Source organism: Chryseobacterium ginsengisoli, from assembly GCF_039542325.1.
In the GTDB taxonomy this organism is placed as follows: domain Bacteria; phylum Bacteroidota; class Bacteroidia; order Flavobacteriales; family Weeksellaceae; genus Chryseobacterium; species Chryseobacterium ginsengisoli.
The window spans coordinates 165,369-178,702 of the sequence record NZ_BAABHX010000004.1 but is presented as its reverse complement, the minus strand read 5'-3'; the positions used below and the strand labels follow the sequence as shown (position 1 = coordinate 178,702).

At 32.4% G+C, this 13,334-nt stretch carries 11 protein-coding genes and 1 tRNA gene; 2 read left to right on the top strand and 10 right to left on the bottom strand.

The window, feature by feature from the left end; genetic code table 11:
* Nucleotides 1-7: 7 nt before the first annotated feature.
* Nucleotides 8-451 carry an acyltransferase family protein gene (locus ABD940_RS14055; protein ID WP_345205654.1) on the bottom strand — a complete coding sequence of 148 codons (444 nt, stop codon included), beginning with the start codon at nt 449-451 and terminating at the stop codon, nt 8-10.
* Entirely contained in the window at nt 430-1,149 is a 720-nt protein-coding gene (locus ABD940_RS14050) for an acyltransferase family protein (RefSeq protein ID WP_345205134.1), read from the bottom strand. The genes ABD940_RS14055 and ABD940_RS14050 overlap by 22 nt, the downstream gene beginning before the upstream one ends.
* Nucleotides 1,150-1,258: 109 nt before the next feature.
* Here ABD940_RS14050 and ABD940_RS14045 point away from each other — a divergent pair, with 109 nt between their 5' ends.
* Nucleotides 1,259-2,113 carry an AraC family transcriptional regulator gene (locus ABD940_RS14045; protein WP_345205132.1) on the top strand — a complete coding sequence of 285 codons (855 nt, stop codon included), beginning with the start codon at nt 1,259-1,261 and terminating at the stop codon, nt 2,111-2,113.
* A 153-nt stretch (nt 2,114-2,266) separates the two neighbouring features.
* Here the strand turns inward: ABD940_RS14045 and ABD940_RS14040 are convergent, their stop codons facing one another.
* Genes ABD940_RS14040 through ABD940_RS14020 form a run of 5 tightly spaced genes read right to left on the bottom strand, consistent with a single transcriptional unit; the run spans nt 2,267 to nt 10,446 of the window.
* On the bottom strand, nt 2,267-2,749 hold the full coding sequence (locus ABD940_RS14040; RefSeq protein WP_345205130.1) for an SMI1/KNR4 family protein: 483 nt from the start codon (nt 2,747-2,749) through the stop codon (nt 2,267-2,269).
* 48 nt (nt 2,750-2,797) lie between these two features.
* Nucleotides 2,798-3,181 (bottom strand): hypothetical protein, encoded by a 384-nt coding sequence (locus ABD940_RS14035; RefSeq protein ID WP_345205127.1) that lies wholly within the window; start codon nt 3,179-3,181, stop codon nt 2,798-2,800.
* A 1-nt stretch (nt 3,182) separates the two neighbouring features.
* The gene (locus tag ABD940_RS14030; RefSeq protein WP_345205125.1) at nt 3,183-5,939 is read right to left on the bottom strand and encodes a hypothetical protein; all 2,757 of its coding nucleotides are present in this window, start codon (nt 5,937-5,939) and stop codon (nt 3,183-3,185) included.
* Nucleotides 5,932-6,294 (bottom strand): hypothetical protein, encoded by a 363-nt coding sequence (locus ABD940_RS14025; RefSeq protein ID WP_345205122.1) that lies wholly within the window; start codon nt 6,292-6,294, stop codon nt 5,932-5,934. Before ABD940_RS14025 ends, ABD940_RS14030 begins: the two co-directional genes overlap by 8 nt.
* Nucleotides 6,295-6,312: 18 nt before the next feature.
* Nucleotides 6,313-10,446: a hypothetical protein gene (locus tag ABD940_RS14020; protein ID WP_345205120.1), complete on the bottom strand. Its 4,134-nt coding sequence runs from the start codon at nt 10,444-10,446 to the stop codon at nt 6,313-6,315.
* Nucleotides 10,447-10,830: 384 nt separating this feature from the next.
* On the opposite strand from ABD940_RS14020, the gene deoD reads away from it, so the two are divergent.
* Nucleotides 10,831-11,541, top strand: coding sequence for a purine-nucleoside phosphorylase (gene deoD / locus ABD940_RS14015; RefSeq protein WP_345205118.1), 711 nt, complete (start codon nt 10,831-10,833; stop codon nt 11,539-11,541).
* 84 nt (nt 11,542-11,625) lie between these two features.
* Here deoD and ABD940_RS14010 read toward each other — a convergent pair whose 3' ends face one another.
* The 3 genes from ABD940_RS14010 to ABD940_RS14000 all read right to left on the bottom strand — a co-directional run bounded on the left by ABD940_RS14010 (nt 11,626) and on the right by ABD940_RS14000 (nt 13,334).
* Entirely contained in the window at nt 11,626-12,411 is a 786-nt protein-coding gene (locus ABD940_RS14010) for a TatD family hydrolase (protein ID WP_345205115.1), read from the bottom strand.
* 11 nt (nt 12,412-12,422) lie between these two features.
* Nucleotides 12,423-13,247 (bottom strand): SIR2 family NAD-dependent protein deacylase, encoded by an 825-nt coding sequence (locus tag ABD940_RS14005; protein ID WP_345205112.1) that lies wholly within the window; start codon nt 13,245-13,247, stop codon nt 12,423-12,425.
* A gap of 17 nt (nt 13,248-13,264) precedes the next feature.
* Nucleotides 13,265-13,334: transfer RNA gene (locus tag ABD940_RS14000), tRNA-OTHER, on the bottom strand.

Below are 13,334 nucleotides of genomic sequence, written 5' to 3'. Positions count from 1 at the left end.
TAATATTTTATTTTTTTGAAATTAATTTTTTGCTTAACCATTTTCTCACCGGAATATCGTAGAATTTCATAAAGCAATATGCTAAAAGTATTGAAATAAAAACTATTACAAATCCTAAAATCCAAGACTGAGATTCTTCCAAAGTATGTTTTCCATTCACAATCCATGCCATATAAACATACACCAACGGAAAATGAGTAATATAAATCGGATACGAAATATCACCTAAAAATTTACACAATCGATTGGCTTTTTCACCAACAACTTTTCCACCTGCTCCCAGTAAAATAACAACCGGAAACATGATCATTAATGTAAAACATTCATAAAAAGCATTCTGCCAATGTTCCGTGGTTCCTCCTAAACGCGGAAATGCAAATAAAATGATTAATAAAATACTTGTGGTGAAAAAAGCATTTTTGGTGAATTTTAATTTAACTGATCTTGCCAGGAAACACCCATTAAAAAAGGAAAAGCTAATCTTGTAAAACCAATTTTCAATTGTGTTGCATCATCGATAGACCAGCCTCCAATTATGTCTCCATTTGGATTCGTAAAGGCATAATGAATAGTAAATCCAGCAGAAATTAACACCAAAATTCCTAATACGATTTTAGAAACTCTTCTTAAAATCAAAGCATAAACGGTGTTCGCAATATATTCGAAAAACAGTGACCAAACCGGTCCGTTCAATGGATGCATTTCGTTCCAACCTCTTATATCGAGACTTTTTCCGACAAGAATCACCGTCATTCCGATGAACATCACTAATATTAATTTCCAAACCGGAGTAGTTGAAATCCCACTCCAACCAAGTCCTTCTGATTGCTGAAAATAAAATAAAACTGCTCCAACCAGAGAGCCAATGATAATCATCGGCTGCAATCTTACTAAACGACGGATGAAAAAATCTTTCAAGGTCATTTGATTCCAGCGATTATCGTAAGCATAACTGATTACATATCCCGAAAGCATAAAGAAAAAGTCCACCGCCAAATAACCGTGATTAATGATCTGTTTTGTGTGATCTCCATTTGAAAATGTTTCAAAAACATGGAAAAATACAACCATGATAGCCGCAACACCACGCAATCCGTCTAAGATTTCATAATGCGGTTTTGATTGAGAAATATTTAAAGCTTGATTCATATTTAACTTAAAAATTAATGCAAAAATATAGGGTATTGTCTTAAAAGGATTGTTTTATATTTTTTTATTATTGTCTTATATTTACATTATCTCTATTTTAATTCTTTAAATGAAGCAAAATTTAAAATATTATCCAAACGCAAGAACCAATACTTTCCATTTCGATCACGTTCATATCAAGTGGAATCAACAGGTTCCGCTTCATCAACAGGAAACGTGGGAATTGTCTTATATTATCACCGGAAGTGGTGCAAGAATAATTGGAGATGTTGTGGAAAAATTTTCGAAAGGGGAAGTTATCCTGATTCCGCCCAACATTCCGCATTGCTGGTCTTTTGATGAGGTTGTTCATGATAATGAAGGTAAAATCGAGAATATTACGATTGTTTTTGAAACCGATTTTCTGGAAAGCTGTAAAAATCTTTTTCCTGAACTTTTCGATAACATTGCTGAGCTTCAAAGCAATGAAAATGCAGTTTCTTTTAAAGATGAACTATTGGAAAAAATCCAGATTTTAATGACTTCCATGATTCATCAAAATAGTATTGAAAGGATTTCGTCTTTTATTAAATTATTGGAGTTGATTTCTTACTGTAAACATATGCAGATTGTCGGCAGACCCGTTATTGAAAACAAAAAGGAGAAAAAATTGCAGGAAATCTATCTTTTTATATTAAGTAATTTTCAACGAAATATTACTTTGGAAGAAATTTCAAAATCTGTAGGAATGCAAAAATCTTCTTTCTGCGTCTTTTTCAAAAAAATGATAGGAAAATCTTTTTTTACTTATTTAACCGAATTCAGGATTGAATCTTCTTGTCAAATGTTATTAAAGACAAAATTATCTGTTGCTGAAATTTGTATTGCTTCGGGTTTTAGTGATATTCCTTATTATAATAGGGTTTTTAAGAGGATTAAAGGTTTGACGCCGACGGGTTTTAGAAGAAGTAGTGGCTCAAACTAGCTTTCAATTATAAATCATTTCTACTTGAATAAATTTTCAATTAAAAAATAACATTTAAATTCACATATAAAAAACCGCAACGACTTAAGTTGCGGTTACTATTTTGAGTCATATAGCAATATACTTGCCAATACGTCAGATTAATTAGCAAATCTACCATCCATCTTTTTCTATTCTTTTAGCTGCATCTATTTTATATTCTATAAAATTACTGAAACTCATTTCTAAAGATTCTATTTGTCTTATATTCTCTTTAGAGGTATAATCTACTAAATATACATTTGGATTTTCTGTATTTTCATTCAAATAAAAAAAATAAAAAACTTCACATGCATTACTTTCTGCAAAAAGCCAATAAGGTTTTGTAAGTTCTTTCTTTAGATTCGTTTGGACTATTTCTTCTTTTTGTATTTTTTGATGCCAATCTGATGAAATAGTTTTTAAATCATCTGTATCTAACATTGGAAGATTTCCAGCATACTTCCCTGCCAAAGACAAATACTCTTTGTAAGCCTTAGGAAACTTAATACCAAACTTAGCTTCCACTTTGGCTATTTCTATTTCCGAAACACCTTCTATAATTTCTGAGCCTATTTTTTTATTTTGCTCTAATTTCTTTAGGAATTCAATTATCATGCATCTCTTTGTAATATGCTTTTCAAATTCTGGATTTGCTCATATATATTAATCTCGTTGTGGACCTTTGAATAATATATTAGGTTTGTATCTAGTTCCTACGTATTTCATAAGTTCATTTATTTCTTCCCGAGACAATAAAGGGTTGAAAACTATTTTATCCCCTATAAGCTTAAAAACATCTGAAACTTCAGGACAGAATTTAAAAAAATCAGGATAGATAGTTTTTTTGTAATTATTCAATACAAAATGGTCTTTAAAATATTCGGTATTGATAGCTCTTTTGTCATTATATACTTCGTATAGCCATTTCACCAAACCTAAACGACTAGAATCTACATCCCATCCGTCCATATTATTAATTGCATTTTTCAATATTTCTTTCTCTTGGCGAAGAAGCATATTTGCTACTATTTCTATTTTAGGTTTCATATTATTTATTTTTTATTAAATCATTAAGGTATTCAAAAATATCTTTATACGGAACTTCTCTTCCTTTGTATTCATCTTTTATGTGTTTTTTTATACTTTGGATAGTACTATAGTCTGGAACAGAACCTGAAGATATTTGAAAAGCACGTTCATGAAAATAAGCTCTTAGTTCATGCATTTTATTGTCTCCCATAGTTTTAATAATTTCGGTTTCAGAATACCCTTTTTCAAGAAGTTCTTTCATTTTTCTAATATCTAAAATATGCGATCCTTCATGAACCACTTCCCCCATAAAACGCTCAACAGGAGCATTTGCTCTTACCATAATAGTTTCCATATCTGCAATCATTGCAGTAGTTTTTTCTGCTTCTTGGAAAGAGTTACCACTTTGAATTAACATTTCGGTAAATTCTGAACTTTCAATAAATTTAATATTGATTTTTCCTTTCTCCAAAAGATTTGCTATCTCATTTGATTTAGCTGTAAATCCTTTAAGATTAATAATTATTTTTGTTAGAGAGATTTGTGACGCAACAAGATTTTTAGAATTTGCTTTATTTATAAACTCCCTAAATCTTTTTCTTTCAAAAAGCGGCTCTTTTTTTCCTTTTTCCGCATTTTCTAAAGCAATTACTTCTTCTGCAAATTCATCTGTCTTAGATAAATCATTACTTTTATTAAAACTTTCTTCTAATTCTCTAAAAATATTCTCTTTCTCCTCTTTCCTAAGCTTTCTTCTTGTACCATTTTCTTCAATTACTACATCATCCAATTGTTTCTCCAGCTTAGCAAGGTCTTCTTCTTTTTCTACAAGTCTTAAAGCAGATCGCTTCAATCCATTTCTGATAGCAATCGTAAGTTCTCCACTCAAAGATAACATTTCTATCCAAAATAAATATTCACAAAATGCCTGTCCGAGAACAGAATCTTCTGCGTTGGCTAATTTTAATACAAGATTGGCTACAGAACTTGTAATTCCTGCGACTGCTCCTACTCCACGCGCAACAGCTAAAGTCCCAATAATTTCTCCGGCGGCTATTCCGGAAAGCGTACCGGAACTTCCTACAATTACGGCAACATCAAGAGCATATTCTCCGGATTTTATCACATTATGCCAAAACTGTTGATTAGAATTCGCAAATAACATAAAAGCAGGAACAATGGCATCCAATTTTATAGCCGTTTCCTGATCCTGATTATCTTCATCAGCATTTTTTATTTTTACAGGATAGAAGGGATTATAATAGTAATAATCAATGATTTCTTCATCATCCTGATAAGCTCCAGCTTTTGGATGTATCTTCGTGACTTTTTTAGTTTTTCCTGTTTCAAATTTAAATCGTAAAAATCGTTCTTTTTTATCATTGGGACTATTCTCAAAACTTGCAGATACATTACTAAAAAAGAACCCGGCAAGTTTCTCTGAATGATAAGGCAAAAGCTTAGGTCCGTTGGTAGAAGCAAATTCAGGATTGGTTTCTAAACTGTAATCTACAAAACGTGTTTTTCGCCATGCCTTGTTTACGATATCTGCAAACTCTATAAAGTTATTTCCATTTATTCTACTATTGAAGAATTCTAAAAGCATTTGAGGATTCTTATCGCTTACTTTTTTATTCAGCCTTTCAATAAATTTTACGGCATTTTGATCTGTTGAAACAAGAACCTTTAAAATTTTAAGGAAAATATCTTCTTCTTTAGAATACGGTTTATTCGTAAAACTATCATTCGCAATCGCTTTATCAAAAAACTTCCATAAAAACCCTTCCGGGAGCATATAAAACAGGCTTTCCGGAAGATAATATAAAGCCTGTAAAGCATCATAATACGAAAATGTAGATTTGCTTTCTAAATTTCTTATTAAAGGAAGGATTACAATTTCCTTATATTGATCAAGAAAAGCCGGTCTTTTTTCTTTAGTAAAGTTTTCTGTCTGGCTAAAAATAGTATCATTAAGATAAGCCATAAAAGTCCCCAAACTATTGAACATCAATGATACCACCGGAATATTTTCATTAGAAAAATAATTCCTGTTTAGATAAAAAGGAACAATTTTTCCGTCATCTTTTTTATATACATGATAATCTGCATAATATCTTCCGGTAGATTCTTTAATAATGGGAATTATACTGATAAGTTCAGCTATTCGTGTTTGTGTAACAATAACGTCACTATCTGAAACATGTTTTACGAAAGGATCTCCTTCAGGATCATTATTTGAAATAAAAAAGCTGACAAAATCATATACCCAAGTCCTATGTGTTTTATAACTATAATTCAATGTTTCTACCTGATCAAAATCTGCAAGTAGATCGGAATTTGGATCATAGGGAATACTTTCCTGGAAGACCTGTATATTTCTTATAAAAGTAACATCAATAACAACGCAGTTCTTTACCGAATCATAGAAATATTTTTCATAAGGAAAATCTTCTAAAGGAACCACATAAACATCTGAAGGTGTTATACTTGTATTAATTTGTTCCGTGTTGATGTTAAAATAGGTTCCTGCACTTGTTTTTACATAAAATTCTTTTCCCACAACACTGTTTAAAATAAAAACTTCGGTCGTAGCAAAAAGATTAAAAATATCTCTTAAAAGCTTTAGTCCATTCGTTTCTTGAGAGCCAAGTTCGTAATCTTCTTTTGTTTCTAATACCGTTAATGCTATTTTATTACTTCCAGAATATCTTTTTTCAGATTCTTCATATCTTCTATTAAGTCTGAAAAATTCTACAATATTTTTAAAATTACTCATCTTCCGTATTTTTATTCATTAAACATTCCAGTTCATTCATAGGAAAAAGCTCTTTTGTTTTAATATGTTCATAAAGCTCATCGATCCTATTTTTATCTAATACTAATAAATCCAAATGATAATCTTTCTCAACTAAGACATTTGCATTTTTTAGTTTACATTTAGCTTGTACTAATATATCCCAGTCTTTTCCTTTCAGCTCATTCCATCGTTCCAATGGAAGCCTTCCTCTGCTTCCGAAAAGAATAATCTTTTCTACGGCAGTAATCTCATTAATCTTTTCCTTTAAGGACATGAGAATATAAGGCAACACTTTATCGTGCTGCCAAATAGACTCGGTTTTCACCTGACTCATAATATTAAATGATTAGAACTATATTAAGAACTTACTTAAAAGAGCTTTATCTGTAAAATCTGACTTAGATAGTTTTTGTCCATCTTTATCTAAAATTCTTTCCCCATAAGAATCAAATTCGGGAGAATAAATTTTTAAATATTCTTCCTCAGTATTAACAGTAAATCTTAAAACATCAAAAGGTTCTCCGAAAGGTCCTTTCTTAAAACTAAAATTTTTAATCTTAGTTACATTAATTTTGAAAGTAATTCCGTTCTCACCTGTAGGATATGATTCCAAGCCTTCTATTTGAGAAATCTCATCAGCTAAAGCCTTATACATTTTGTTAATAGAGTCAGTCTTCAACCAAGTAGCATCCCTATTAACAATAATTTTATTACCTAAGCATTCATATACTTTTGGAAAGAAATCATAATCATCTGCATCTCCAATAGTTTTATATGTTGATAACTGATCCATATTATTGAAGGTTATTTCCATCAATTTATCTCCAGTTTGTCCAACCTGATTTTGATTCAATTCAAAATTGCTTCCACACATTTCCCCCAGATTATCATCGAATTTCACTCCTGGTTCACAATTACAAGGCAATGCTTTTTCTACTTTCAGACCGATAGAATCTGCCTGAAGGATTGTAAGAGCAGTCGGAATTTTCTCTCTCCAAGGTTCACCTTCTTTTGTTGCTTTCGGAGAACGCATTTCGTCCACAATAGATAAGAATAAAGGATCATCAATTACCGGAACCTCTCCTCCATTCCAGATTTGTCCCGTTGAGAAGAAGTGTCTTACAGTTTCTTCGAATCCAGGTCTTACGGTAACGATTACTCTTGCCATTCCGGATTGCATAAAGGCTCTGAAAACAGGATCATTATCATCAAACTGATACAAATCTCCCCAAGATTTTCTTTCTCCCCAATAATACGGATAGAAATAATAACTCATGATTTCCCATTCAAAAGCCTGCTCCATAAATTTAACGAATGCTACATATTGATCCAGTTTTTCATCAACTTTAATATCAGTATTAAGGAAAGTCTCTTCCGCTCCACCATCGTTTGTATAATATTTCTTTTTACCAAACGTAAGATCTACATTTGGATGTTGATCCAACATGTAAGAAATACAGTTTCTTCTCAAAATAGTGTTTTCTATTTTTCTGTAGAAACCAGGATTAGAACCTTTGATCTGTACTTCTAAAGCTTTTGCATCTGCTAATGCCTGGTTGTACTTATCCATTTCCATTTCATAAGCTTCGATGATTTTGTTGAATGTTTTTTGTAACCATTCATTCTTAGCTTCCTGAGTAAGCTGACATTTAATACTTATATTTACACTAGATGTTAAAAGTCCCAATTGTGAATATGAAACAGGAATTTTATCTCTAAAAGAATCAATGTCCTTATAGGCATTCCATGCACCACTTTCCACCTGAATATTTCCAACTAACACTTTAGCATCCGACCAAATAGGATTATTAGAATCATAACGGTCTCCTGAATCTCCGGTAACCATACGTGCAGAAATTGTTTTATATCCTCCAGGAACTTCTACATCTGCGGATTCTGAAGCCAATTCCCATGCATTACCTTTTGGTTCGGGTGATTTATAATTAAAGCTTTTTCCAATAAAAATAAATTCTTCCGGCTTTTTATCTATTTCTACATTATATTTGCTTAGCCAGTATTTTAATTTGATTTCATCTTCAAGAGATGAGAAATTTTCTAGTTTATGCACAACCGATTCTCTTGGATCGACCGGCTTTATTAACTGATTTTCTGTATTATTCGAAATTTTCATTCCTAAACTATGAAGCTTTGCAGGTTCAGGAACCATGAATTCGAACATCATACGTTTACCGTAATTATAGATCTGATTTTTCACCACCTTATCTACCCATCGGTAAACCCCTACAACATGGCTGCTTCCTTTGGTATTATCAAAACCGTGTTTGTTGTTTTCTTCATATTCTTCCAGAATTTTGTCAATACGTTCTTCTTTTATTTTGGTGACAATTCTGTCCAATGCTCTTGCTGTAATATCTTTGGCATCAGTTACAGCTTGCCTATTACTTTCTTCTTTAGAATTATGGGTTGCATAATTAGCACTTACACTTAAACCATACTTTCCTGTTGACGCCTCATTTCCCCAGCTTGCGCTAAATCCTGCTTGTGCTGCAAAATCTCTAGATTCTTGGAGGATTTTTGCAACTTCACTCTGCATTTCATGTCTTTCGGTGGAAGTTGTATCTGTAAGTTTTTCTTTTTCCGTTTCAGATGAAGTAGTAGTTTGAGATTCGCTTCGTTTTAATCTTCTGGTAGCTCTTTCCTTATATTCTCTTGCCATGATGTTTTCGATGTGAGCGACATCTCCTTCCATATAACAATAAGTACTTTGTTCTACTTTCTTATAATCGGTAATCCCGATATTTTTCATTCCAAAACCTGACGGAATAAAAATATCTGTAGATCCCTGATTTCCTGTAGAGGTTCCGGGATTTTCAGGATTTCCAGGATTCTCTGGTGTTCCCGGATTTTCAGGCTCTGCTGGTCTTTGTATCAGTGTTAATGCAGCACTTCCTTTGAAAGCTCCCTGTTTAAGCACTGTATTCATATCAGAATTATCTCTGATTAAAGTAACACTTAATGAATAAGTCTTTCCGTCATCTAAAATAACTTCTCCCTGCAAAACAAATCCTCCTGTATTTAGTGTTTGAGAAGCAGGAATAGCAGATCCATTATAATAAAGTGATGTCACTCCATTTATTGTTGAAACAATATTTGCAGATGAAATTTCAGTTCCGTTAATAGTTACTTTATAGGATCCGGAAACGATATTATGTGTGTAATTTTCGATAGTAAGCATAATAAACCAATCAGAATTTCCTCTGTTGTATGTTTTTACACTGTAAGGAATCCATCCGTTTGTATTTAAAGAATTGATTACCGGAATAACCACACCACCGACAGTTGTAGAAACTTGTTGACTAATAACAGTATTGTCTAAAACCGTCTGTTGTAAGATCTGATTGTTTTGATAAATTAACTGATTAAGCTCCGTAAATGTAGAAATACTATCTAATGAAGACGAAGAGCCCTGTAAAATTTTATTCAATGTATTTTTCTGAATATCTGTAAGTTGCCCAAGCAGATTCTCTGTTTTTACTTCAGAACGAAATTCAAAATTTAGTTCTGGAATTTCCGGCATTGAAACAGTATTTCCCAATTCCTCTTGTAAGCTTTTAAGTTCTTCCTGTGAACGTTCATCTTTAAAAAAGAGTTCAGGATTTGCAATGCTTATCTTAGAAAGATAATCAATACGTGCTTCTATTACTTTTTTACGGCTATCTGCTTCTTCTAATTGAGCTTTGTATTCTTTTTTAACTGGAGCTACATTCTTTTCATATGCATCTGAAGCTTCTTTATAAGCCAGTTGATATTCTTTTCTGTAATTTTGCTCAATATTTTTCAATACTGAATCCAGATTTTCATTGTCTTTTAGCTGTACTTTGGCCTCGGCGAACTTCATGCTTTTGTCATTGTAAAGAACATTAGGCTCTACTGTACCACTTGCTCTTAATGCAAGACCTGAAGAAGCAGAAGTATTAGTGTCCGATTTGAAAAGCTCTCTCGGAAGCACCACTTTAGCTTTAATAACATCATTATAGATTTCTTCATTTCCATTACTGTAGACAGTAAGAATATGATTCAGATGTAAGAACTGCATCAAAGTTTCCTTCGCATAAAAATCTTTCTGAGTAACAACCTGATAGATTAAATTATCCCAAATATTTGAATATGAAATTGTTGATACAGGCATGATCATCGCTAAATAATCTCTATATTCTTTAATTTTCTGATCAAATTCTACCTTATCTGCCGTAACTTTATTTCTTGCTACCCAAACCGCCAATTCATAAAATACAGGATTTTGTAATTTTAAAGACTGTTCGGTTTCTATTGTTAAGCCCGTTGGATTTTCACAAACTTTTTGAAGAGATTCACCTGCTTCTACTCTTGCATCAATAACTCCTTTCTGAGAATCATAATCTCTGAATATAAATCTTCTTTCTTTGTTTTTAGGATCGGATAATTCGGCATTTCGCGTGGATGCGAATCTGAAAAGCGTCTGAGACGCATTGTTGTTTGTAAACATTTGTGTAAATTTGTCTGGTTTTATAAAGGTTAAGATTTGAAGGTTCTTTTTAGTAGAATTACTTCAAGTTTTAGCCTTATTTTTTTAGGTGGTTTTCAGGCTAACGTATGTCCACCATGAGTTTTAATATCGAGTTTCATTTTCTGTGTCTTTCTATAATGCAAATATCCATCAGGGAAGCGACAAAACTTGACGTATTAAATCAATATTAAAAAAAAATTCTATGAATAATTAAAATTTCATTCAACAACACATATTAAAAAATTCTCATATAAATCTAAAAATCAATGAATTAAATCTCAATAGAATTTTTAAATTCAAATTAATTAAAATGTAGAAGGCTCATAACATATTTATTATCTTTGCCCATTCAAATAAAAAATTATGAGTATCCACATCAGTGCAAAAAAAGGAGAAATTGCTAAAGTTGTTTTACAACCCGGAGATCCGTTGCGTGCCAAATATATTGCTGAAAATTTTCTTGAAAATGCTAAATTAGTAAGCCAGACAAGAGGCATTTTATACTATACAGGTCTTTACAAAGGGAAGGAAATTACTGTTGGAGCAAGTGGAATGGGTTTCCCAAGTATCGGAATATATTCTTTTGAATTGTTTACAGAATATGAAGTTGACACGATCATCAGAATCGGAACTTGCGGTGCTTATACAACAGATTTGAAAGTTTTTGATATTTTAAATGTGGAAAATGCTGCGAGTGAAAGTACTTACGCAAAATTCGCATGGGAAATTGAAGAAGATGTGATTTCTCATCAGGGAAATATCTTTAATACAATTAATGAAACAGCAAAAGAAATATCTTTAACGGCAAAAGCTACGAACATTCATAGCAGTGATATTTTTTACAGAAAAAATCGTGATATTCCGGCAATTGCAACAAAATACAATTGTCCTGCAGTGGAAATGGAAGCATTCGGATTGTTTGCCAATGCAAAACATTTAGGAAAAAATGCAGCGACAATTCTTACGGTTTCGGATATCATTCCGACTCACGAAAACATTTCGGCTGATCAAAGAGAAACAGCTTTAAAACCAATGATAGAATTGGCTTTGGAATCGGCTTGGAAGAGTTTATAAAGTTTAGACGAAAAGATTATTAATTATTATTTGTCTAAAACATTTAATAAAAAAGAGCTTTACATCAATCTGTAGAGCTCTTTTTTATATCCTGAAAAATTTTCTGGTGACTTCTGTCGTTTCATCGGCAACTTCTGAAATACCTATCTTCTTCAAATTGGCAATAGTTTGTGCAACGTAGGGTAAAAATGACGGTTCGTTCCTTCTATTCTGCATTCTGGGCATATTTTTAGGAAGCATAAAAGGCGCATCAGTTTCTATCATCATCCTATCAAGCGGAACATATTTGATGACATCTTCTAAATGCTTAAATCTTTTATCATCACTGATCGCTCCTGTAAATCCAAAGTAAAATCCTTTGTCGAGATAAGTTTTTGCTTCATTTAAAGTTCCTGTAAAGCAATGAACAACAGCTTTTGGAAGTTTTGATAAATATTCGTCTGTAATTTCATTAAATCTTTTAAAAGCCGATCTTTCGTGAAGAAAAAGTGGTTTATTAACTTCAATCGATAATTCCAGTTGAGCGCGATAACACCTTTCCTGCACTGGTCTTGGTGAAAAATCCCTGTCAAAATCCAATCCACATTCTCCGACAGAAACGACGTGATCTTGTTTTAAAAGTTTCCTTAGTTCATTAATACTTTCGTTGTTGAAAGATTTTGCATCATGAGGGTGAATTCCTGCCGTGGAAAATAAAATCTCGGGATAATCTTCTGCAATTTCCGCAGCTTCTTTACTTCCGCGAACGCTCGTTCCTGTTAGAATCATTTGTTCTACCCCATTATCGAGGGCACGATTGACGATTTCCTCATGTTCGTTATTAAATTGTTTATTGGTCAAATTGATACCAATGTCGATAAATATGTTCATTTTTTATATTTTTATTTTAAAATTTCTTCAAGCATATTTTTTAATTGTGGAAGCGCAACAGAACTGCTTTCCCGAACAGAATATAACGTTTTACTTCCTTTTAAAATATAATCAAAATAAGTGTCGTTTTCAGGATTGATAAGTACGATCCATTTTGCTCTTATTTTTACAGTTTCTACAATATTGATGGGCAAAGTCGTTGATCCTGAAGTTCCTACTACAAACAAAATATCTGTATGATCTGCAATATCATAAGCTGTATCGAAATGATAATATTTTTCGTTATAGCTTTCATCAAACCACAATGTATTCGGACGAAGCCAATTTCCGCATTTTCTGCATTTCAGATTGTCGATATCTTCCGGAGTTAAGTCTTCGGTATATTCTTTAAACTTAATATTTTCAGGAAAATCGATCGGTTCGCTGCATTCTTTTGAGCAACGGACTTTTTGTTTACTTCCGTGGATTTCATAGACTTTTTGAGTTCCGCTTCTTTGGTGAAGTCCATCTACGTTTTGGCTAATTAATTTAAATCTTTCACCTAAAAGCGATTCGATTTCCGTAATGGCAAAATGTCCCGGATTCGGTTTTGCTTCTTCAATCATTTTTTTCCAGAAAAGATTGTACTGCCAAACTTCTTCCTGATTTTGGCTAAAATATTTATACGTTCCAAATTCTTCAGGACGATGATATTTTGTCCCTTTGATCCAGATTCCGTCAATCGAACGGTAAGTCGGAAGTCCGCTCTCCGCAGAAATTCCTGCTCCTGTAAGGAAAGTGATGTATCCTTGTTTTTCTTTAATTATTGTATTTAAAATTGATTGTAATTCTTCCATGATTTTTAATTTTAAATAGAAACAAATGGGGTTCGAACCCATAACTTTCCTTTGAGTGGAATGTTTTTCCAATTAAACTATTGTTTC